At 67.5% G+C, this 19,413-nt stretch carries 19 protein-coding genes; 14 read left to right on the plus strand and 5 right to left on the minus strand.

Going from position 1 to position 19,413, the window contains the following annotated elements:
• Window positions 1-165: 165 nt before the first annotated feature.
• The 3 genes from fliD to ACT7B3_RS10300 all read right to left on the minus strand — a co-directional run bounded on the left by fliD (window position 166) and on the right by ACT7B3_RS10300 (window position 5,428).
• On the minus strand, window positions 166-1,566 hold the full coding sequence (fliD, locus tag ACT7B3_RS10290) for a flagellar filament capping protein FliD (protein ID WP_445157877.1): 1,401 nt from the start codon (window positions 1,564-1,566) through the stop codon (window positions 166-168).
• A 159-nt stretch (window positions 1,567-1,725) separates the two neighbouring features.
• Window positions 1,726-2,817: an OmpA family protein gene (locus ACT7B3_RS10295; protein WP_445157878.1), complete on the minus strand. Its 1,092-nt coding sequence runs from the start codon at window positions 2,815-2,817 to the stop codon at window positions 1,726-1,728.
• A gap of 88 nt (window positions 2,818-2,905) precedes the next feature.
• Window positions 2,906-5,428 (minus strand): EAL domain-containing protein, encoded by a 2,523-nt coding sequence (locus ACT7B3_RS10300; RefSeq protein WP_445157879.1) that lies wholly within the window; start codon window positions 5,426-5,428, stop codon window positions 2,906-2,908.
• Window positions 5,429-5,717: 289 nt separating this feature from the next.
• Here ACT7B3_RS10300 and ACT7B3_RS10305 point away from each other — a divergent pair, with 289 nt between their 5' ends.
• Complete coding sequence (locus tag ACT7B3_RS10305; protein ID WP_444677457.1) at window positions 5,718-6,086, plus strand: flagellar protein FlaG; 369 nt, start codon at window positions 5,718-5,720, stop codon at window positions 6,084-6,086.
• A 19-nt stretch (window positions 6,087-6,105) separates the two neighbouring features.
• Here the strand turns inward: ACT7B3_RS10305 and fliE are convergent, their stop codons facing one another.
• A complete protein-coding gene (gene fliE / locus ACT7B3_RS10310; RefSeq protein WP_444677456.1) occupies window positions 6,106-6,435 on the minus strand; it encodes a flagellar hook-basal body complex protein FliE in 330 nt (109 codons plus the stop codon).
• 249 nt (window positions 6,436-6,684) lie between these two features.
• Here fliE and fliF point away from each other — a divergent pair, with 249 nt between their 5' ends.
• From fliF to fliR, 13 genes are all read left to right on the plus strand, one after another.
• Window positions 6,685-8,418 carry a flagellar basal-body MS-ring/collar protein FliF gene (fliF, locus tag ACT7B3_RS10315; protein ID WP_445157880.1) on the plus strand — a complete coding sequence of 578 codons (1,734 nt, stop codon included), beginning with the start codon at window positions 6,685-6,687 and terminating at the stop codon, window positions 8,416-8,418.
• Window positions 8,415-9,419: a flagellar motor switch protein FliG gene (fliG, locus tag ACT7B3_RS10320; protein ID WP_445157881.1), complete on the plus strand. Its 1,005-nt coding sequence runs from the start codon at window positions 8,415-8,417 to the stop codon at window positions 9,417-9,419. Before fliF ends, fliG begins: the two co-directional genes overlap by 4 nt.
• The gene (locus ACT7B3_RS10325; RefSeq protein ID WP_444677451.1) at window positions 9,412-10,164 is read left to right on the plus strand and encodes a flagellar assembly protein FliH; all 753 of its coding nucleotides are present in this window, start codon (window positions 9,412-9,414) and stop codon (window positions 10,162-10,164) included. The genes fliG and ACT7B3_RS10325 overlap by 8 nt, the downstream gene beginning before the upstream one ends.
• Window positions 10,165-10,229: 65 nt before the next feature.
• Window positions 10,230-11,630, plus strand: a complete 1,401-nt coding sequence (gene fliI / locus ACT7B3_RS10330; protein ID WP_444677450.1) for a flagellar protein export ATPase FliI — start codon at window positions 10,230-10,232, stop codon at window positions 11,628-11,630.
• On the plus strand, window positions 11,627-12,082 hold the full coding sequence (fliJ, locus tag ACT7B3_RS10335; RefSeq protein ID WP_444677449.1) for a flagellar export protein FliJ: 456 nt from the start codon (window positions 11,627-11,629) through the stop codon (window positions 12,080-12,082). The genes fliI and fliJ overlap by 4 nt, the downstream gene beginning before the upstream one ends.
• A gap of 19 nt (window positions 12,083-12,101) precedes the next feature.
• Window positions 12,102-13,400, plus strand: coding sequence for a flagellar hook-length control protein FliK (locus tag ACT7B3_RS10340; protein WP_445157882.1), 1,299 nt, complete (start codon window positions 12,102-12,104; stop codon window positions 13,398-13,400).
• Window positions 13,401-13,552: 152 nt separating this feature from the next.
• Window positions 13,553-14,029 carry a flagellar basal body-associated protein FliL gene (gene fliL, locus ACT7B3_RS10345; RefSeq protein WP_445157883.1) on the plus strand — a complete coding sequence of 159 codons (477 nt, stop codon included), beginning with the start codon at window positions 13,553-13,555 and terminating at the stop codon, window positions 14,027-14,029.
• Between the two features lie 17 nt (window positions 14,030-14,046).
• The gene (gene fliM, locus ACT7B3_RS10350) at window positions 14,047-15,093 is read left to right on the plus strand and encodes a flagellar motor switch protein FliM (protein WP_445157884.1); all 1,047 of its coding nucleotides are present in this window, start codon (window positions 14,047-14,049) and stop codon (window positions 15,091-15,093) included.
• Window positions 15,086-15,652, plus strand: a complete 567-nt coding sequence (fliN, locus tag ACT7B3_RS10355) for a flagellar motor switch protein FliN (RefSeq protein WP_445157885.1) — start codon at window positions 15,086-15,088, stop codon at window positions 15,650-15,652. Before fliM ends, fliN begins: the two co-directional genes overlap by 8 nt.
• Window positions 15,649-16,089 carry a flagellar biosynthetic protein FliO gene (gene fliO / locus ACT7B3_RS10360; RefSeq protein WP_445157886.1) on the plus strand — a complete coding sequence of 147 codons (441 nt, stop codon included), beginning with the start codon at window positions 15,649-15,651 and terminating at the stop codon, window positions 16,087-16,089. Before fliN ends, fliO begins: the two co-directional genes overlap by 4 nt.
• Before the next feature lie 50 nt (window positions 16,090-16,139).
• The gene (gene fliP / locus ACT7B3_RS10365) at window positions 16,140-16,856 is read left to right on the plus strand and encodes a flagellar type III secretion system pore protein FliP (protein ID WP_444679320.1); all 717 of its coding nucleotides are present in this window, start codon (window positions 16,140-16,142) and stop codon (window positions 16,854-16,856) included.
• Window positions 16,857-16,895: 39 nt separating this feature from the next.
• A complete protein-coding gene (gene fliQ / locus ACT7B3_RS10370; protein ID WP_010628978.1) occupies window positions 16,896-17,165 on the plus strand; it encodes a flagellar biosynthesis protein FliQ in 270 nt (89 codons plus the stop codon).
• Between the two features lie 7 nt (window positions 17,166-17,172).
• Window positions 17,173-17,973, plus strand: a complete 801-nt coding sequence (fliR, locus tag ACT7B3_RS10375; protein WP_445157887.1) for a flagellar biosynthetic protein FliR — start codon at window positions 17,173-17,175, stop codon at window positions 17,971-17,973.
• Between the two features lie 115 nt (window positions 17,974-18,088).
• Here fliR and flgL read toward each other — a convergent pair whose 3' ends face one another.
• The gene (gene flgL, locus ACT7B3_RS10380; RefSeq protein WP_445157888.1) at window positions 18,089-19,399 is read right to left on the minus strand and encodes a flagellar hook-associated protein FlgL; all 1,311 of its coding nucleotides are present in this window, start codon (window positions 19,397-19,399) and stop codon (window positions 18,089-18,091) included.
• Window positions 19,400-19,413 lie beyond the last annotated feature (14 nt).

Below are 19,413 nucleotides of genomic sequence, written 5' to 3' on the forward strand. Positions count from 1 at the left end.
GGGGGAAACTTTAGCTCGGCGGCGCTTTTTTTTTAGTCGGCCAAACAGAAGGTTACGTGACCGGACGTGAGGCGAAAAAGAAAACGCCCGGCGGGTGCCGGGCGGCAGACCAACGCAGCCGATGCCAGGGGAGCCGGCGCCAGAGAAGGCAGCGAAAGCTTTGCGCTACTTCTTCAGGCCGAGCTGGGCGTTCATGATCTCGAACTGCTGGAAGAGGTAGTCGCTGGTCTGGTTCATCTGGGCGATCATGGCATCGAGCTGACCGAACTGGGTGCGGTAGCGGGAGATGGTGGCCTCGATGCTCAGCTCCATGCGCGCATAGCGTTCGTTGAGGCTCTTGATGCGGCTCTCGGCCCCGCTGATGGCGCCGCCCAGCGTGCCGTTGCCACCGCTGGCTTGCGCGATGGTGTCGCCAAGCCGGCCGGCCAGGCCCTCGCCCGCGCTGTCGCCGGCAAAGAAGGTGCTCAGCGCGGCCTGGTCGTTGGCGATCACGTCGTCCAGGCGCTTTTCGTCGACGTCAAGGGTGCCGTCGAGCTTCAGGCTAATGCCGATATCGCCCAGCATGGCGAAGCCGCCCTCTTCCGCCGCCACGCCGCCCGACAGCACGCCGCGCAGGCGCGCCTCGATGCTGCGCACGGCGCTGTCGCCTAACAGATGCCCGGCAGATTCGACATCGCCGCTGAAAGCGGTGAGCCTGCCGATGGTGCCCTTCAGGGCGTTGTAGGCGTCGACGAAGCCGGTCACGGCCTCGCGTACCGCACGGGTGTTCTGCTCCACCTTGACGGTGCTGCTGCCCTCCGCCGCCAGGGTAAGGGTAACGCCCTGGATGGCGCCCTCGACCTGGTTGGAGGCGCTGACGATGGGAATGCCGTTCACGTTGAGCAGGGCGTCGTGCCCGGCCTGGGCGATGGCGCCGGCGCCCTCCTCCTCGCTGAAGGCCACCCCTTCCGCGAGGTCAACGCCGGACCAGTCCATGCCGGTGATCGACGCGTCCTTGCCGGTTTCGCTGGACATCAGCGCCAGGCGGTAGCCTTCACCGTCGAAGACGATCGAGGCGCTGACCCCGGCGCTCTCGGCGTTGATGGCATCGCGGATGTCCTCCAGGGTGCTGCCTGCGGCGATGGAAACGGGCACGCTGGCGGCCTGCCCTTCACCGGCATGTGCGAACTGCAGCACCAGCTCGCCGCCCTCGGCGGAGACCACATCGGACAGGCCGACCACACCTTCCAGCCGGGCGGAGGCCAGGCTGCCCGCGCTGGCCAGCCGCTCCACCTCGATGGCGTACTGGCCCATGGCCGCATCGCGCCCCGCCGCGGCCTGCACGGCGTCGCCGCTGGTGGCGGTGGAAAGGCTCTGGTAGAGCGCGGCGTCGTTCAACGCACCGGCGGCACCCTGCAGCCCGGAAAGCGCACCCTGCAGCTCGCCGTAGGCGGAAATCTTGACCTGCTGGGTTTCGATCTGGCGTTCGATGGGCTTGAGCTTGCCGCGCTCCGCCGCGTTGAGCTGGTCGAGCAGACCGTTGAGGTCGAGCCCGGAGCCGATGCCGAGGGAGGAAATACTGGCCATATGCAACTGCCTTTTGCCGAGGAATTAGCGGCGATGAATGAGTGCCGATGAATTGACGTCCTGATAGAGGGAACTTCGGCCGACGCAGGAAAAACTTTAGCGGCTACAGGCTAAGGGCTACAGGCTAAGGGCTACAGGCTAAGGGCTACAGGCTAAGGGCTAAGGGCTAAGCGCCAGCGGCTGCGCATGAATGATCACCTCGACCCGGCGGTTCTGCGCACGCCCTTCCGCGCTGTCGTTGCCGGCCAGCGGGCGGGTGTCGGCCAGGCCCACGGCACGCAGGCGCTGCGGCTCCACCCCGGCCCGCTCCAGCGCGTGCACGATGGCGATGGCGCGGGCGCTGGAGAGCACCCAGTTGGAGGGGAACTCGGCGGTCTGGATGGGGCGGCTGTCGGTGTGGCCTTCCACCGCCACTTCGCCGTCGTGGCGCTGGATCACCGCCACCAGCCGCTGGATCAGCGTTTCGCCGGCGTCGGTCAGTTCGGCCGCGGCGGTGGCGAACAGCAGCCGGTCTTCCACCCGCAGCTTGATGCCTTCGGCCACCCGCGATACCTCCACCCCTTCCAGGTCCGGCAGGTAGGGCGCCTCGGCCAGGCGTTCGCCCAGCGCATGGTGCAGTGCTTCGGCGGCCTGAATGGCGCCGGGCGCAACCTCGCGTACCCGCGCCGGGGGGTGGTCGGTGAGGATCAGCATGAACGGCGCCTGGGGTTCGGGCAGCGCAGCGTCGCGGTCGATCAGCGGCTGGGGCAGCGGTTGAGGCTGTGATTCGAGCTGGGGCGGCAAGGCGGCCTGGATCGGCATGGAAGCCGGCAGCGCCTGTGCCAGCAGCGGCAGCGGCGTGCGCTGCGCCAGCAGCTGCAAAGGGCCGGGAGGCGTGAAGGCAGTGGGCGGCGTGCCCAGCGGCAAGGCCGTGCGGCGCGGCAGCCCAGCCACCCCCAGCGCGGCGGATATGGCCCTGGGGCTGAGCCCGGCCGGGGCGGGTGGCGGCACGGCCGGCCGGGCCAGCAGCAGCGCGCTGGGTGCCGGCACGCCCAGCAGCGGCCCGAGCGGCGCGGGCACGGGCGCCTCGGCGCCGCGCCCGAGCTGGGAGAGCGTGAAGATGAGCACCAGCAGGGCCACCATTAGCGTCATGATGTCGAGGTAGCCGATCATCCAGCCCTCGTGCTCATCGCCGTGGTGGGGGGCGTCCAGGCTTTCATGGCGCATGGGGCCGCGGTGGTAGCCGCCGCCCCGGGAGCCGTTGGTGGTCATTCAGGCGCCGCCGTAATGGAAAGGTGGGCCAAGCCTAACCGCCCCTGCCGGGCGCCGAAACGGAGAAAAGCGCCCGGTTGTGGCGGCTTCACGCCGGGTGCGGGGCCTGCTGGTCGCGCTGCGCCAGGTAGGCGCCGGCGAACTGCTCCGCCGCGACGGGCCGGCCGGTCAGGAAGCCCTGCACCAGGTCGATGCCGTGGCGCGCCAGGGCGCGGTGCTGCACCTCGGTTTCCACGCTGATGGCCACTACTTTCAGCTCCAGCTCATGGGCCAGGCCGGCCACCGCCGCCACCACCGCTGCGGCGCCGCGCTGGCCGCCTTCGAGCCGCTGCACGAAGCGCCGGTCGATCTTGAGCGCGGTGACGGGCAGCTCCTGCAGGTAGCTCAGCGCGGCGTGGGCGCTGCCGAAGTCGTCGATGGTGATGGGCCCGCCCAGCTGGCGCAGCCGCTTGAGTGTTTCGGCGGCCTGTCGCGGCTTCTCCATCAGGGCCTTTTCCGAAAGTTCGAAGCCGAGCAGCCCGGGCGGCAGCCCGTGGGCCTTCAGGGCGTCGTCGATGCGCTGGGGAAGCGCGCTGTTGTAGAGCTGGCGGGCCGTCAGGTTGATGCTGACCGGCACCGGGTCGACGCCAGCGGCACGCCAGCGGCTGAGCTGCTCGCACACCAGGGTGAGGATTCGCTCTTCCAGCCGCGGCATGAGTCCGGCGCGTTCGGCCAGGGCGATGGCGCTGTCGGGGGCGACTTCGCCCAGCAGCGGGTGCTGCCAGCGCAGCAGGGCCTCGGCCCCGTGCAGGGTGCCGCTTTCGCGCTCGAACAGCGGTTGGTAGACGATATGCAGGCCTTCGCCGGTGTCAATGGCGTGGCGCAGCGCAGTTTCCATAGCGCGCTGGCGGTCGTCCTGCAGGTTCATGTCGTTGCGGTAGAGCCGGTAGCCGTTGCGGCCATCCTGCTTGGCCCGGTACATGGCCATGTCGGCGTTGCGCACCAGGACTTCGGCGGCCACGGCATCGTCGGGGTAGAGGCTGATGCCCACGCTGCAGCCGATATGGTATTCGCGCCCTTCCAGCACGCAGGGCTCGGCCACGGCGTCGACCAGCCGGCGGGCAATGCGGGTCACCTCCTCGACCTCTTCGAGATCGGGCAGCAGCACCAGGAATTCGTCGCCGCCCAGGCGCGCCAGGGTGTCGTCTTCGCGCAGCCGGGACTGCAGCCGCTCCGCGATCAGCACCAACAGCTCGTCGCCGCTGGCATGGCCGAGGCTGTCGTTGATCTGCTTGAAATGGTCGAGGTCGAGGAACAGCACCGCCAGGCGCGACTGGTTGCGATGGGCGTGGCGAATGGCCAGCTCCAGGCGATCTTCCAGCAGGCGGCGGTTGGGCAGGCCGGTGAGCGGATCGTAGTAGGCCAGCTTGCGAATGCGCTCTTCGTTCTCGCGGATATGGGTGATGTCGCTGAACAGCGCCGCGTAGTGCGAAACCTGCCCGGTCTCGTCGGTAATGGCCGAGATGGTCAGCAGCTCCAGGTAGAGCTCGCCGCTCTTGCGCCGGTTCCAGATCTCGCCGCGCCAGTAGCCGCAGCTCTTCAGCGCCTGCCACATCTCGCGGTAGAAGGCGCCGTCGTGGCGGCCGGACGAGAGGATTTCCGGCGTCTTGCCGATGACCTCTTCCGCGGTGTACCCGGTCATGTGGGTGAAGGCTGGGTTGACGAATTCGATGCGGTTGCGCGGGTCGGTGATGATGATGCCTTCCAGCGAGGTGTCGATGACGCGCTCGGCCAGGCGCAGGTTCTCGCGCGATTGCGCCAAGGCCTGGTCGCGCTGCTGCAGGGCCTCGCGCAGGTCCTGCATGTAGAGGTGCTCGGCCCCGGCCAGCAGGTCGCGGAAACCGAGCAGCCCTACCACTTCGCCGGCCTCGTTGACCACCGCCAGGTGGCGTACCCGATGCTGTACCAGCAGGTCGCGAGCCGCGATCAGGCTGTCGTTGTCGCGCACCGTCAGCAGCGGGCGGCTGGCCAGCTCGCCGATGGGCATGTCGCCGGGGTGGCGTGCCACGAAGCGCACCAGGTCGCGCTCGGTAAGGATGCCGAGCGTGCCGTCGGCGCAGCGCACCACCGCGGCGTCGCTGTCGGCCAGGTGCATGGTCTGGGCCGCCTCGGAGAGACGCTTGTCGCCGGGCAGCACCAGCGCCCTGGGGCGCATCGCGGCCTGCACCTCGCGCAGCCGCAGGTAGGGTTCTAGCCCCTGGTTCAGCGCCACGTCGGTTTGCGTGAGAATGCCGACCGGGGCGCCGTGAGAATCGACCACCAGGAAGTGGCGCCGCCCTTCGGCGCTGAAGCGAATCGCCGCTTCGTTGAGGGAGGTGCCCATTGGCAGAGTGGCGACGGGGCGGCTCATCACCCGCTCGATGGCCGTGGTCGAGGCGGCGGGGTCGGAGAAATCAATCGCCAGGGCATCGCGCTCGGTCCAGATGCCCTGGGCCATGCCGGCTTTCATCACCAGGATGGAGCTGCAGCGGCGCTGCGCCATGCGCCGGGCCGCCTCGCACAGCGGGGTGTCGGGCTCGCAGGTCAGCAGCCCGGCCTGCATGATGCGCTCGATGGGTAGTTCCTGGTTCATGGGACCTCTCAGCCGCCAATGGGCATCACGCCCTGCCATCGCCGACACCCTGCGTCGGCGCTCTTGCCCGGACAGACCCATGCGACCCTGCGCCCGATTAGATCGCCAATCTCTTATTTTCCGTCCGCCGCCATCATAGCCGATCATGCTGCGCTGCCGTCAACGCGGCTTATGGTTGCCGCCACGGTGCTAAAGTCATGCTTTGCGCTGCCGATAGGAACTTTGGGACAGGCCCGCTCGGCCTGCGATCCCGTTGCGCCGCCATGGGCCTCAACAAGGAAAACACCCTATGACTTCGCCACTTACCGATGCCACCAGCACGCTGCCCAGCTCCGCCCTGCACGACCTCACGCCTCGCCAGCGCAAGGAGAGCGTGCTGGCCTCGCTGCCCACCGCCGGCAGCATGCTGTCGCAGGCGGAAAGCCATGCCCAGGCGCCCAGCCAGGCCGACCTGGTCGAGCCGATCCAGCGCGTCAACGAGGTACTGCGCCAGTACGGCGTGGAGTTCGAGCTGAACGACGACCCTTCGCGCGTCGTCACGCGGATCATCGACCGCGAGACCGGCGACGTGCTGCGCCAGATTCCCGCCGAGGAAGTGCTGGCCATCGCCGAGCGGCTGGAAGAGCTGAACGGGCGGCTGGTCGACCTGAAGGTCTAGCCTGCCCTGGCCCCGCGGCTCAAACCTGCATGTTCATCACGTCGCGGTAGGCCGTGACCAGGCGGTTGCGCACCTGCAGCCCCATCTGGAAGGCGACGCTGGCCTTTTGCATGTCGACCATGACGTCGTTGAGTTCGACGTTGGGGTCGCCGGCTTGAAAGGCCATGGCCTTGGCGCTGGACGCCTGCTGCAGGCGGTTGATGCGCTGGATCGAGGCGTGCAGTTCACCGGCGAAGCCGCCTTGCCCCACCTGGGTGGCAACCAGCGGGCCCTTGGCAGCCTGGCCGCCGGCCTGGGCGGCCATGACCTGCATTTGCGCAAGCGCGGATTGGATGGCGGGTGAACTCATGCAAGACGCTCCCTGGGAGTCTGGGCGATAAGCGCAAGGCTACCAGCTTCCCTTCCTTCGCCAAGCCCTCAATTGGCCTCTAAAAAACAGGCTTTTCCTGCCTTTGCCCTCGACACGGGCTCGCATAATAGCGTCGATCAAAGTCACGCCCCGCAGAGGGCGGTCGCAACGCAGTGTACGGAAGCTGTCAATGCCCTCTTCTCGCAACAGGTTATACGCTGCCGGCAGTGCTCACCCCAGGGGGTGCGCATGAGCGCCGGCGCCACCCAGGAGCCCGCCGCAGCCCAGCCGGCCCCATCGCCCGTGGCGCGCCTTCAGGCACAGCTGCGCGGCAATCCGCTGATCGGCGTTCTGATCGGCACCGCCGCCCTGGTCGCCATCGTGGCCGCCGTGCTGATGTGGGGCCGTGCGCCGGAATATCGTGTGCTCTACAGCAACCTGACCGAGGCCGACGGCGGACGCATCATCAGCGAGCTCGACAGCCGCGGCGTGCCCTACCGCTTCAGCGGCGGCGGCACCACGCTGATGGTGCCGGGCGACGCGGTGCACAGCCTGCGCCTGCAGCTGGCCGAACAGGGCCTGCCGCGAGGCGGCAACGTGGGCTTCGAGCTGATGGACAGCCAGGCCTTCGGGGTCAGCCAGTTCGCCGAACAGGTCAACTTCCAGCGCGGACTGGAGGGCGAACTGTCGCGCTCCATCGAGTCGCTGGGGCCGGTATCGCGGGCCCGCGTGCACCTGGCCATGGCGCGCTCTTCCGTTTTCGTGCGCGACCGCGAGCCGGCCAAGGCGTCGATCATCGTCACGCTGGAGCCCGGCAGGGTAATGGGCGACGGCCAGGTCAATGCGATCGTGCACATGGTTTCCAGCAGCGTGCCCGACCTGGCGGCGGAAAACGTCACGGTGGTGGACCAGAACGGGCGCCTGCTGTCGATGCCGCAAGCCAACGGGCGCGACCTGGACGGCACCCAGCTCGACTACATCGCCGAGGTGGAGCGCTCGTTCCAGCGCCGCATCGAAAACATCCTGGCCCCGCTGCTGGGTCACGAGAACGTGCGCGCCCAGGTGGCCGCGCAGATCGACTTCTCCCGCCGCGAAGAGACCTCCGAGCGCTTTGGCCCCAACCAGCCGCCCAACCAGGCGGCGGTGCGCAGCCTGCAGTCCAGCGTTTCCTATAGCGGTGGCGATGACCTCGCGCTGGGCATTCCCGGCGCGCTGAGCAACACCCCGCCGGGCGTGGCGCCCTCTCCCATCAACAACCCCAACCCCGAGGACGGCGAAGCAGAGGGCGAGGAAGGCGAGACGACCGAGCAGGTGCCGGCGTCGCTGAGCAGCCTGCGCCAGGACGGCATCACCAACTTCGAGGTCGACCGCAACATCGAGCACATCCAGCACCGCCAGGGCCAGGTGGTACGCCTCTCCGCCGCGGTGGTGGTCGACTACCGCGAGGAGCGCGACGCAGAGGGCGTGGTACGCCGCGTACCCCTGAACGCCGCGGAAGTCGCCCAGATCGAGCGCCTGGTGCGCCAGGCCATCGGCTTCTCGGTTGCGCGCGGCGACGAAATCGCCGTGGTCAACAGCCCCTTCAGCCGCACCATCGAAGAGGTCGAAGTGCTGGAGTGGTGGCAAGAGCCGGAAATGCACGAACTGGCGACCACCGTGGTGCGTTACTTCCTGATCGCGCTGGGCGTGCTGCTCGGCTACCTGCTGGTGCTGCGTCCGTTGATCAAGCGCCACACTCAGGCGCCGCTGCCGGCTACGCTGCAGAGCCCCGCCCTGCGCGTGCAGATCGGCGACGACAGCGAGGAAGGCCGCAGCGGCGAGCCGACCCTGGCCGATGACGACGCCAGCCGCACCTATCCCAAGCCGAAGCGGCAGCGCAAGTCGTCGGCTTATGAAGATCATCTTGCCGCACTGCGCGAGATGGCCCAGGAAGATCCGCGCATGATCGCCATGATCGTCCGCAGCTGGATGAACAAACCATGAGTACTGCCAACGCCATGAACGGCACGCGCCGCAGCGCCATCCTGATGCTGGCGCTCGACGAGGACAGCGCGGCAGAGGTGTTCAAGTATCTGCCGCCCAAGGAGATCCAGCAGCTCAGCATGGAGATGGCCGAGCTGGACCAGGTCTCCCACGAGGAGATGCGCCAGGTGCTGCAGGAGTTCCACCGCGAGACCGAGGAGTTCATCGCGCTGAACCTCAACTCCAGCGACCACATCCGCTCGGTGCTGACCAAGGCGCTGGGCAGCGAGCGCGCCACCAGCCTGATCGAGGACATCCTCGAGAGCCAGAGCAGCAGCAGCGGCATCGACTCGCTGAACCTGATGGAAGCCTCGATGGTGGCCGACCTGATCCGCGACGAGCATCCGCAGATCATCGCCACCATCCTGGTGCACCTGGAGCGCCACCAGGCCGCCGACATCCTCGAGCTGTTCGACGACAAGCTGCGCAACGACGTGGTGCTGCGTATCGCCACCTTCAGCGGCGTACAGCCCGCCGCCCTGCAGGAGCTGACCGAGGTGCTCTCGGGCATGCTCGATGGCCAGAACCTCAAGCGCAGCAAGATGGGCGGCGTGAGAACCGCCGCCGAGATCCTCAACCTGATGAACTCCTCGCTGGAAGAAACCGCCATCGAGACGGTGCGCGCCCACAGCGAGGACCTGGCCCAGAAGATCATCGACGAGATGTTCCTGTTCGAGAACCTCATGGACCTGGACGACCGCAGCATCCAGATAGTGCTCAAGGAGATCGACACCAACTCGCTGGTGGTGGCGCTCAAGGGTGCGCCGGAGGCGCTCATGGAGAAATTCCTGCGCAACATGTCGCGTCGCGCCGCCGACCTCATGCGCGAGGACATGGAGGCCCGCGGGCCAATCCGCGTTTCCCAGGTGGAAGCCGAGCAAAAGGCCGTGCTCCAGGTGGTACGCCGCCTCGCCGACTCCGGCGAGATTGTGCTGAGCGGTGGAGACGACACCTATGTCTGAGAACGGCCCTTGGTCTGAGCACGGCCCTTCCCCCACCGGTCGCCAGGACGCCTGGCAGCGCTGGAGCATGGCCGAGCTGCGCCAGGAGCTGCCGGGTGCCGCGACAGCGCCCCGCGACCGGGCCGAGGAGCTTCGCCGCAAGGAAGCCTTCCGCCGCCAGGCCGAGCTGAAGGCGCTGCGCGAACAGGTGCTGCGCGAGGCCCGCGAAGAGGGCTACCAGGCGGGCTTTGCCGAAGGCAAGCAGGCGGGCCATGTCGAGGGGCTGGCGGAAGGACGCCAGCAGGCGCAGCGGGAGCTGCAGCAGCGCATCGCCACGGAGCTGGCACCGCTGGCACCGCTGGCCGGCGCCTTTTCCGAGGCGCTGGCCTCGCTGGACGAAGCGCTGGGCAACGACCTGGTGGAGCTGGCCTTGGCCACCGGCCAGCAGCTGGCCGGGGAGGCGCTGAAGGCGCGCCCGCGCCAGGTGCTGGTGCTGATTCGCGCCCTGCTGCACACCGAGCCGCCGCTGACCGGCCAGCAGCGCCTGTGGCTGCATCCGCTCGACCTCAAGCTGGTGGAGGAACACCTGGGTCACGAGCTGCAGGCGGCCGGCTGGAAACTGCAGCCCGACGACCAGATCAGCCGTGGCGGCTGCCGCGTGACCAGCGCCAGCGGCGAGCTCGACGCCACCTGGGAGAGCCGCTGGGAGGCGGTAACGGCGCAGGTACGCCGTCGCCGCGCCAGCGCTTCCCAGGACGATGGCTAAAAAAACGACCTTAGAAAAAACGCTGGCCTTTCAAAAACGCTGGCTTCTAAAAGGAAACAGGCTTCATGACCGAGACGGTAGCCCAGGCCGCCAACCCGCACCAGGCTCGCTGGCAGCAGACGCTGCGGCGCGTGCGTGGGCGCGTGGCGAGCGTGCCCGGCTATCGCGCCAGCGGGCGCGTACTGCGTGCCACCGGCATGGTGATCGAGGCGGTGGGGCTGCGGGTGGCGCTGGGCAATGCCTGCCGCATCGAGCTGCCGACCGCCGGCGCCCACGAGCCGCCGCGCTTCGCCGAGGCCGAGGTAGTGGGCTTCTCCGGCGAACGCCTGTTCCTGATGCCGCTCACCGAAATCTCTGGCTTGATGCCGGGCGCCCGGGTTTACCCGCTGGGCGACGGTCCCGATCACGCCGCGCGCCGCTTCCCGCTTGGCGATTCGCTGCTGGGGCGCGTGGTGGACGGCAACGGCGAGCCGCTCGACGGGCTCGGTCCGCTCGATACCGCGCCGCGCGCACCGCTTGCCACCCCGCCGCTCAACCCGCTTTCGCGCGCCCCCATCAACGAGCAGATCGACGTCGGCATTCGTGCCATCAACGCCCTGCTCAGCGTCGGCCGCGGCCAGCGCATGGGGCTGTTCGCCGGCTCCGGCGTGGGCAAGTCGGTGCTGCTGGGCATGATGGCGCGCTACACCCTGGCCGACGTGATCGTGGTGGGCCTGATCGGCGAGCGCGGCCGCGAGGTGCAGGACTTCATCGACAACATCCTCGGCCCCGAGGGGCGGCGGCGCGCCGTGGTAGTGGCGGCCCCCGCCGACACCTCGCCGCTGCAGCGGCTGCAGGGCGCTGCCTATGCCACGCGGCTGGCGGAAGGCTTTCGCGACGACGGCAAGAACGTACTGCTGATCATGGATTCGCTGACCCGCTACGCCATGGCCCAGCGCGAGATCGCCCTGGCCATCGGCGAGCCGCCGGCCACCAAGGGCTATCCACCTTCGGTGTTCGCCAAGCTGCCTAGCCTGGTCGAACGGGCCGGCAACGCCGAGCGCGGCCGCGGCTCGATCACCGCCTTCTATACCGTGCTCACCGAAGGCGACGATCAGCAGGACCCGATTGCCGACTCGGCCCGCGCCATCCTCGACGGCCATATAGTGCTGTCGCGCAGCCTGGCGGAGGCGGGCCACTACCCCGCCATCGACATCGAGGCCTCGATCAGCCGCGTGATGACCCACATCATCGACGACGCGCAGCTGAGCATGAGCCAGATGTTCAAGCGACTCTTTTCACGCTATCAGCGCAACCGCGACCTGATCAGCGTCGGCGCCTACAGCCCGGGGCACGACCCGCTGCTCGACGAGGCCGTGCAGCGCTACCCGCTGCTGGAGCAGTTCCTGCAGCAGGGCATACAGGAAAGCGCCTCGGTGGAGGCGTCACGACAGGTTCTCATCCAGACCCTAGGAGTCAGGCCATGAGTGCAACGTCACAACTCGCCATGCTGTGTGAACTCGCCCGCGACGCCCGCGACCAGGCCGGCCAGGCCCTTGCCGGCGCCCGCCAGAGCGAGAGCCAGGTGGCGGCGCAGCTGGAATCGCTCAACCGCTATCGCCTGGAATACGCCGAGCGGCTGCAGCACGCCATGCGCGACGGCATCGACCCGGCCAGCATGCACAACTACCACCAGTTCCTCGCCTCGCTGGACGCGGCGCTGGCACGCGCGCGCGAGGCCCTGAACGCTCAGCAGCAGCGCGTGCAGCAAAGCCGCCAGCAGTGGCAGGAAGAACAGAAGCGCCTGTCTGCCTTCGATACCCTGTCGACGCGCCGCAGCGCCGAGCTGCTGCGCCAGGAAGGGCGACGCGAACAGCGCATCAGCGACGAGATGGCCGCCGGGCGCCTGCTGCGCCAGCGCAGCGGGCAGACGCCGTGAACCGGCTCAGGAGACCTTCATGAACATCGAGCTGTTGTTGAGCCACCTGCCGACGCCGAACCGAAGCGGGCCGATGGCGGAGCGTGGCGCCCCCCAGGCGCCCTTCGCCCAGGCCATGGCCCACGCCGGGCAGCGCCCGGCCATGGCCGATGCGCCCCTGGCTGCCGGCTTCGGCCCGGGCGAGGGCCTGCCTCCCGCTCTGGCGCAGCAAATGGTGCCCACGGCGCCCTGGCTACCAGCGCTCACTGCCGGCTCGAACCAGCTCGCAGCTGGACTGGACGCGCCGGTGGCCGTGCCCGATGCCGAGCTAGAGGGCATCATGGCGCGCCTCGCCTTGATCGAAGGCACACACGAATGGACGCCGCCGGACGCCGTCCAGGCGGCGCACAGCGCAACGCCGGAAACCACCCTGGCGACAGCGATGGCGCAGCCCGGGATGGCGGCCGCGGTGCCGCTTACCCCAACGGCGCCAGCCACAGCAGCCGAGCCTGCCGTGGCCGCCAGGCTGGCGGCCACGCCGGCCGTCGGCGAAGCGCACCCGCATGGCAGTGCCACGCCGCTTCATACGACTCTGGGCGGCCAGCCCCAGCCGCCGGCAAGCCTTGCCGGCCAGGTGCAAGCGCCAGCCGCCCCGGCGGCTGACAGCGCCGGGCGCGCCAGCTTGGCGGCTTCTGCCGCCGCCGCTTCCCGCGGCGGCGCCGCCAACCGTACAGCAGAAGCCTTCACCCCGGCTGCCGCCCCGCCGGCCAGGGAGCTACCCACGCCCTTAGCCGCACAAGAGGCAGGCCGCCCCCTGGCGGGCGCCGAGCCGCTGGTGCCGGGCCTGGGTGCCCAGGCGCCGGGGCCGACCTCGGCGGCACCCGCCCAGGCCAGCCTGCCGGCACCGATCCAAAGCCCGGCCTGGCCGGGCCAGCTGAACCAGCAGCTGGTGCAGTTCGCGCGCATGGGCGGCGAGCAGCGGGTAGAAATGCAGCTGAACCCGGCCGAGCTCGGGCCGCTCTCGGTCACGCTCAAGATGACCGAACAGGGTGCCCAGGCCCAGTTCCTCTCGGCGCATGCCCAGGTTCGCCAGGTGCTGGAACAAGCCATTCCGCAGCTGCGCGAGGCGCTTGCCGAACAGGGTATCACCCTGGCCGAGTCTTCCGTTGGCGAGCAGCGCCAGCCGCAGGGGCAGGCCTTTGCCGAGCATCAAGCCGGCAGGCCGGGTGCCACGGTAGGCGATGCCGTTGAAGATGGCGCCAACGGGAGTGAGCAGGCGGTCACCGAGGGCGCACCGGTCGGTATTTCGCTGGACGGTCGGGTGAACCTCTACGCCTGATGCTCACCCTCTACGCCTGACACACACTCTCTACGCCTGGGACAAACAGCCAAGATAGGCCCTTTCGCGCGGCCTGTTCCCCCCTTCGGGAGACGTGCGAATTGCGATACTGACGCTCCCATGGCGGGACCCAACTTCACGAAGGCAAGGCAATGGCGAAATCGACCGGCGGCTCCTCCAAGCTCTTGTGGCTGATGATCATCCTGGTGCTGCTCTCTACCGCAGCGGCGGGCGCAGCCATCTACCTGGTCATGAATGATCGCGACGGCTCGGCACAGGGCAATCTGCAGGGGCAGCAGCTGCAGCGCCAGGCGCCCATCTTCGTCAAGATCGACCCGTTCACGGTCAACCTGGCCGACGACAACTTCGGTTCGCGGCTGCTCTACCTGGGCCTGTCGCTGAAGGTCGGCGACAAGGAGACGCAGGACATCCTGCAGGAACACATGCCCCAGGTTCGCAGCCGGCTGCTGATGCTGCTTTCCGGCAAGCAGGCCGCGGAACTCACTTCCCCGGACGGCAAGCGTCGCCTGGGCGAGGAAATCACTGCCGTCATCTCCGATCCCCTGACTCAGCCCCAGCCGCCCCTGGATATCCGGGACGTGCTGTTCACTGAGTTCATCGTGCAATAACCGGGCGCTCTGGCCACATGTCTCAAGACGATCTGCTGTCACAGGATGAGATCGACGCCCTGCTCAAGGGCGTCAGCGGCGACGACGAACCCGCTGCGCGCAGCGACGACGAGGTCCGCATCCGTCCCTACGACCCGGCGACGCAGCACCGCGTGGTACGCGAACGCCTGCAGGCGCTGGATATCATCAACGAGCGCTTTGCGCGCCATTTCCGCACCGGGCTGTTCAACCTGCTGCGGCGCAGCGCGGACATCACCGTCGACTCGGTGCGCTACCAGAGCTACAGCGACTTCTCGCGCAACGTGCCGGTGCCGACCAACATCAACATCATCGCCATGAAGCCGCTGCGCGGCTCGGCGCTGATCGTGTTTCCGCCCAACCTGGTGTTCATGGTGGTGGATAACCTGTTCGGCGGCGACGGCCGCTTCCTGACCAAGTCGGAAGGGCGCGAGTTCACCAACACCGAACAGCGCATCATCCAGCGTCTGCTGAACCTGGCGATCGACGCCTACGAGGAGTCGTGGAAGTCGGTCTACCCGCTGGAGATGCACTACCTGCGTTCGGAGATGCAGTCGAAGTTCGCCAACATCACCAACTCGCCCAACGAGATCGTGGTGAACACAAACTTCAACATCGAGGTCGGGAATCTTTCCAGCAGCTTCCAGATCTGCATTCCCTACTCGATGATCGAGCCGCTGCGCGACCTGCTGGCCAACCCGCTCAACGAAGGACGCCAGGAGCAGGACGGCGCCTGGTCGAAGCGAATGGCCGGGGAACTGCGTCATTCCGAGGTGGAGCTGATCGCCAAGTTCGCCGACCTCCCCAGCCGCATTGCCCATGTGATGGCGCTGAAGGTCGGCGACGTGCTGCCGCTGGAGCTTCCCGACACCGTGGTCGCCAGCGTCGACGGCGTGCCGGTGATGGAGTGCGACTACGGCAGCCAGCATGACCTACGCGCCCTGCGCGTCATCCGCATCATCGACCACGGGGCCCAGACCCCGGCTCCCCAGGATGCCTTCATCAAGGGCGCTGCACCTCAAGCCAAGGATTCCAAGCATGACTGATCCCAAGAAACCCGATCAGAACGTTTCCGACGACGACTGGGCCGCCGCCATGTCGGAACAGGGCAACAGCGAGCCGCCTGCCGAGGACGATCCCTGGGCCGAGGCCATGGCCGAACAGCAGGCCGCCACGGGTGCCACGGGCGACGACGATCCTTGGGCCGAAGCGCTGGCCGAGCAGGAGGCCATGGAAGCCGCATCGCAGGAGGCGCTGCGCCCCAGCGCGCCCGCTCCTGCCGCCCAGTCGGCCGGCGAGCGCATCTTCCGCCCGCTCGACAAGGGCGCGGGCAGCGCCGCACCGCGTGATCTCGACATGATCATGGACATCCCGGTCAAGCTGACCGTGGAGCTCGGCCGCACCCGGCTCACCATCAAGCAGCTGCTCGAGCTGACCCAGGGCTCGGTGATCGAGCTCGACGGCCTGGCCGGCGAGCCGATGGATATCCTGATCAACGGCTACCTGATTGCCCAGGGTGAGGTGGTGGTGGTCGAGGACAAATACGGCATTCGCATCACCGAGATCATCACCCCCTCCGAGCGGGTGCAGAAACTCAACCGATGAGCGAGACGACCTCCCCCGGCGCCAGCGCCAGCGGGCTCGAAAGCCTGGCGGTGGGCAGCGACGCCCTGGTGGGCCTGGCCACGCTGGGCAAGACGGCGGCCGCGCTGGCCCTGGTGCTGGCAATCATCTTCGCCTGCAGCGCGCTGCTCCGGCGCTGGGGGCCGCAGCGTCGCGCCGCCGGTGGCCAGCTGCAGGTCGTCGCCAGCACGGCCATCGGCAGCCGCGAGCGCGTGGTGGTGGTGGAGATCGCTAACACCTGGCTGGTACTCGGCGTGGGCGGCGGCCAGGTCAGCAAGCTGCATGAACTGCCGGCCCCGGCGCAACCGGAAGCCACCGCACCCGGCGCCACGGGGGAAGGCGAGCGCTTCGCCGCCCGCTTAGCCCGTGCGCTCAAGCACAATGCCGGTCTCGGCGGCCCCGACCGGGGCACGCCATGATTCGCAGCTCACTTGTCCGGCGCCCGCTGGCGCTGCCTGCCCTATTGGCAATGCTAGGCCTTGCCCTGCTGCCGCTGGAGGCCTTCGCCCAGCAGATCCCCGGTATTGTCAGCCAGCCGCTGGACAACGGCGGCCAGCAGTGGTCGATCCAGCTGCAGACCCTGCTGCTGCTCAGCGCCATGGCGTTCCTGCCGGCGGCGCTGCTGATGATGACCGGCTTCACCCGCATCATCATCGTGCTCAGCCTGCTGCGCACGGCCATCGGCACCCAGTCCACGCCGCCCAACCAGGTGATGCTCGGGCTGGCGCTGTTTCTCACCTTCTTCGTCATGTCGCCGGTGTTCGCCATGGTCTACGAAACGGCCTGGGTGCCGCTGTCCGCGGAGGAGATCGGCTTCGAGGAGTTTCTGCAGATCGCCCAGGGGCCGTTCCGCGAGTTCATGCTGGCCCAGACCCGCGAGCCCGACCTGGCACTGTTCGCCCGGCTGGGCGACGTGGGCCCCATGCAGGGACCGGAAGACGTGCCGCTGCGCATCCTGGTCCCGGCATTCGTTACCAGCGAGCTGAAGACCGCGTTCCAGATCGGCTTCACCATCTTCATTCCGTTCCTGATCATCGACCTGGTGGTGGCCAGCACGCTGATGTCGCTCGGCATGATGATGGTGCCCCCGGCCACCATCTCCCTGCCCTTCAAGCTGATGCTGTTCGTGCTGGTCGACGGCTGGCAGCTGGTCATCGGCTCGCTGGCGGAAAGCTTCTTCATTTAACGTTTGGCCGTCGCCCCGTTGCGCCGGCAAGGAGTCACGATGACACCGGAAATGGTCATGGGCATCGCCTACCAGGGCATGCGCGTCACCCTGTTCCTGGCCGGCCCGCTGCTGATCACGGCCCTGCTGACGGGCCTCACCGTCAGCCTGTTCCAGGCCGCCACCCAGATCAACGAGATGACGCTCTCCTTCATTCCCAAGATCCTGGGGGTCTTCACAGTGCTGGTGCTGGCCGGCCCCTGGCTGTTGAAGCTGATCGTCGACTTCACGCGCAATCTCTTCACCAGCATTCCCAGCATGTTGATGTGAGCCGGCCATGGTCGAGGTGACCTTCGCCCAACTGCAAGGCTGGCTGGTCGTGTTGCTGTGGCCCTTCGTGCGCATCACCTCCTTCTTTGTCGCCTCGCCGCTGTGGGGACACTCCAGCGTGCCGAATCAGGTCAAGATCGGCCTGGCCTTCCTTATGACGCTGGTGCTGGCCCCCGTGCTGCCCGCCATGCCCGAGGTGCCGATCATGTCCTGGGCGAGCCTGGGGCTGATGGTGGAGCAGATGCTGATCGGCATCGCCATCGGCCTGGTCATGCACGTGGTTTTCGCGGTGGTACAGGCCGCGGGGGAATTCATCGGCCTGCAGATGGGTCTGGCCTTCGCCACCTTCTTCGACCCGGGAAGCGGCACCAATACCATGATTCTGTCGCGGGTGTTCTTCATGATCACCCTGCTGATGTTCGTGGCCCTGGGCGGCCACCTGATGGTGCTCGAGGCGCTCGCCAGCAGCTTCTTCAGCCTGCCGGTGGGCATCGGCGCCTTCAATCCCACCGCCTTCGAGATGCTGGTGCGCTACGGCGGCACCATCTTCGTGGCCGGCATGTCGCTGGCGCTGCCGCTGGTGGGTTCGCTGCTGATCATCAACCTGGCCATGGGTATTCTCAACCGCTCGGCGCCGCAGCTCACGGTTTTCAACATCGGTTTCCCGACGTCGCTCACCGTCGGCCTGGTGCTGCTGATGGTGCTGATGACCGACATGTCGCGCTTCCTGCAGCGCCTGTTCAGCAACGGCATCCAGTTCATGTATTCGCTGATCGATGCCTTGGCACCGCTGCCCCCCTTAAATTAAAAAAAACCGCTCCGGCGAACCGGAGCGGTAAAAGACCGTGCCTCGACTGCTTTGCACGGCCTGCAGGGACCAAGACAGACTCAAATAAAACGACGGTTTTACGTGCGATCACGACTTACATGAAGTTGAACAGCGACAGACCCTTCACGTCGACGAAGGCCTTCTGCGCCGCCTGCAGCCCAACCTGGCGCAGGCTGTATTCGGCGATGGCCTTGCTGTAGTCGAGATCGACCAGGTCGGAGAGCGTCTGTTCGTAGTTCATCATGCGATTGCTGGAAACGGCATCGACCACGTCGAGTTCGTTGAGGCGTGCGCCCATGGAGGCACGCACGGTCAGGACGTTATCGAGGCTGTTGTCGAGCTCGCGCATCACCGTGTTGATAGTGTTGCGAAAGTGGGCGCGATTCTCGGCCGTGCCCTCCTGGTCGAGTTCCAGCAAGTCGATGGCGTCCTTCAAGGACTTGAACAGGTCCTGGTTGGCATTGCTGTCGTTGGCCGGGCGCAGCTGGAGCTGGTCGCCATCGGCGGGCGTCCCTTCCAGGGTGATGCTCACGCCACCGAAGCTGACGGTCTTGCCTGAAACATAGGGTTCGTCATAGATCTGGCTCGTTGAATCGTCGGGGTTGGCCACCCGGACCCGCATGGTGATCTCGCCATCCTCTTCGACTTCCACGAAATTCACGGTAAAGGGCTTGCCGAAATGCTCGGCATTGGGGTCGACGCGGTTCGGGCCACCGGTAAAGGATACAGAGCCCGCATTGGCGAAGAAGCCGTCTTGCACACCGAGGCTACCAGCGGCTGGAGCTGGGTCAGCCAACACGGAACGCTCCGCCCGCGCCACGTAGCCGGCGCCGGACGGCACGCTTTGGAAGATGACCTTGCCGTTGTCGGCCACCGGCATCAGCCGCGAGGCGTCGATCCGCTGTTCGCGGGTGTTGGCATCGCCGATGTAGTCGACACCCGAGACACCGGTGCCCGAGGTGCGAGTAAAGGGCGGGGAGTTGTCCTGGAAGCCGCCGAACAGGTAGCGACCGTTGCCGTCGGTGGCGTTGGCCTGGCCGATCAGCGTCTCGTAGATGCCGCGCAGCTCGGAGGCCACCGACTGGCGATCCACGTCGCTCAGGGTATCGCTCGCCGCCTGCACCAGCAGCGTCTTGGCGCTGGTGATGCCGTCGGCCACACTGTTGAGCACGCTTTCGGCCTGGGCCAGGGAGTTGCGGGCGGAGATACGCGCGTCGCTGAACTGCTGGGTGACCGCCTTGGCCTGGGAGACGCCCACCGCACGCGACGCCGCCTGGGGGTCATCGGAGGGGTTCACCACGCGCCGGCCGCTGGCGATCTGCTGGCCGACCTTGAGGAAATCGCCCTGCTGGCGGTTCATGGCGGCCACGCTCTGGTCGAACATGGTTACGGTGCTGATACGCATCGTCTAACTCTCCC

This window comes from Halomonas sp. E14 (genome assembly GCF_052568415.1).

Bases quoted from the DNA above. Each gene is read 5' to 3' on its own strand.
- fliD (WP_445157877.1), bottom strand. From the start codon at position 1,566: ATGGCCAGTATTTCCTCCCTCGGCATCGGCTCCGGGCTCGACCTCAAC.
- ACT7B3_RS10295 (WP_445157878.1), bottom strand. From the start codon at position 2,817: ATGACCACCAACGGCTCCCGGGGCGGCGGCTACCACCGCGGCCCCATG.
- ACT7B3_RS10300 (WP_445157879.1), bottom strand. From the start codon at position 5,428: ATGAACCAGGAACTACCCATCGAGCGCATCATGCAGGCCGGGCTGCTG.
- ACT7B3_RS10305 (WP_444677457.1), top strand. From the start codon at position 5,718: ATGACTTCGCCACTTACCGATGCCACCAGCACGCTGCCCAGCTCCGCC.
- fliE (WP_444677456.1), bottom strand. From the start codon at position 6,435: ATGAGTTCACCCGCCATCCAATCCGCGCTTGCGCAAATGCAGGTCATG.
- fliF (WP_445157880.1), top strand. From the start codon at position 6,685: ATGAGCGCCGGCGCCACCCAGGAGCCCGCCGCAGCCCAGCCGGCCCCA.
- fliG (WP_445157881.1), top strand. From the start codon at position 8,415: ATGAGTACTGCCAACGCCATGAACGGCACGCGCCGCAGCGCCATCCTG.
- ACT7B3_RS10325 (WP_444677451.1), top strand. From the start codon at position 9,412: ATGTCTGAGAACGGCCCTTGGTCTGAGCACGGCCCTTCCCCCACCGGT.
- fliI (WP_444677450.1), top strand. From the start codon at position 10,230: ATGACCGAGACGGTAGCCCAGGCCGCCAACCCGCACCAGGCTCGCTGG.
- fliJ (WP_444677449.1), top strand. From the start codon at position 11,627: ATGAGTGCAACGTCACAACTCGCCATGCTGTGTGAACTCGCCCGCGAC.
- ACT7B3_RS10340 (WP_445157882.1), top strand. From the start codon at position 12,102: ATGAACATCGAGCTGTTGTTGAGCCACCTGCCGACGCCGAACCGAAGC.
- fliL (WP_445157883.1), top strand. From the start codon at position 13,553: ATGGCGAAATCGACCGGCGGCTCCTCCAAGCTCTTGTGGCTGATGATC.
- fliM (WP_445157884.1), top strand. From the start codon at position 14,047: ATGTCTCAAGACGATCTGCTGTCACAGGATGAGATCGACGCCCTGCTC.
- fliN (WP_445157885.1), top strand. From the start codon at position 15,086: ATGACTGATCCCAAGAAACCCGATCAGAACGTTTCCGACGACGACTGG.
- fliO (WP_445157886.1), top strand. From the start codon at position 15,649: ATGAGCGAGACGACCTCCCCCGGCGCCAGCGCCAGCGGGCTCGAAAGC.
- fliP (WP_444679320.1), top strand. From the start codon at position 16,140: ATGCTAGGCCTTGCCCTGCTGCCGCTGGAGGCCTTCGCCCAGCAGATC.
- fliQ (WP_010628978.1), top strand. From the start codon at position 16,896: ATGACACCGGAAATGGTCATGGGCATCGCCTACCAGGGCATGCGCGTC.
- fliR (WP_445157887.1), top strand. From the start codon at position 17,173: ATGGTCGAGGTGACCTTCGCCCAACTGCAAGGCTGGCTGGTCGTGTTG.
- flgL (WP_445157888.1), bottom strand. From the start codon at position 19,399: ATGCGTATCAGCACCGTAACCATGTTCGACCAGAGCGTGGCCGCCATG.